We start from the raw sequence: 1,170 nt of genomic DNA on the forward strand, positions 1-1,170 counted from the left end.
ACCTAATGATTCCATTATAGGAACAAAAACTTCTGTTAGTGTCATAATTTTCCCGTTTTTATTAATATTATTTTTATTTATTGGATACTCTAACACTTTTGGATAATATTTTCTATCTGGAAATTTTTGTTGATAAATTTTCATCAAATCATCAGCTACATATTTATCATTTGCAGAAGTTTTACTTTCTTTTTCTCCGTACCATTCTAAGATATTACATTGTCCATAATCTTTAGGTTCACTACCTTCATCTGTTACTGGATTATACGTTGGATTATATCTTAAATTTCCAAGAAAACCTTTAAAATCATCACCTAAAAATTTCATAGTTAAGGGAATAAAAGTCAATTGAACCCTATACTCTCCATTTTTTACTACAAGACGAGTTTTAGTTTTGTCAATTGCTCCATCTGCCATTGATAATTTCCCTTTTTGACCTTCTAAAGGTATATGTTCTTGATTATCATGATAAATTGTAGCTCCCAAACTATAAACACCATCTTCCAAATTTTTATAATCTACAGCTTTTTCAGTAGGGTTAGCTGTTGTGTCATTTGCATAAGAATTAGCTACGGGTTTTGCAAAAACACTAAAACTAAAAACTAATGCTGAAGCTATAGTTAGTGTTAGTAATTTTCTTTTTTTCATATTTCTTTCCTCTTTTATTTAACTTTTTTTATTGTAGTAAAATCATATGTAGGTTTTGCTTCTTGTGTACCCATATTTTCTGAGAGGCTTTCCATTACTGGAACAAATACTTGTACCATTGTTTGAAGTTTACCATTATGTATATTATTTTTGTCTACTGGGTATTCTAATACTTTTGGATATGCTGTTCTATCTGGGAATTTAGCTTTATAAATATCCATATATTTGTCAGTATCATTTGGACTATACCATTCTAGGATATTACATTGTTTAAATTCGCCACTATTAGTAAGATAACTTAAATTCCCTAAATATCCTTTAAAGTCCTTACCTTGACATCCTCTTTCAATAGGTTTAAAAGTGAGTTGAACTTTATATTCGCCATTTTCTACTACAAGACGAGTTTTTTCTTTGTCAACACCTTTATCTGACATAGAGGGTCTATTTTTTTTATTAGCTGAGGCATTCATAATATCTACATGAATGCTATATACTCCGTCAGCTAGATTTTTATAATCTACA

General features: G+C 29.1%; 2 pseudogenes. Both read right to left on the minus strand.

The annotated features are described in order from the left end of the window. Positions 1 to 648, minus strand: a pseudogene (locus HMPREF1871_RS04980) (NEAT domain-containing protein); the annotation flags it as partial. A gap of 14 nt (positions 649 to 662) precedes the next feature. Then, a pseudogene (locus HMPREF1871_RS04985) lies at positions 663 to 1,170 on the minus strand (NEAT domain-containing protein); the annotation flags it as partial.

Origin of the sequence: Gemelliphila asaccharolytica (assembly GCF_001553005.1) — a bacterium.
Lineage (GTDB): Bacteria > Bacillota > Bacilli > Staphylococcales > Gemellaceae > Gemelliphila > Gemelliphila asaccharolytica.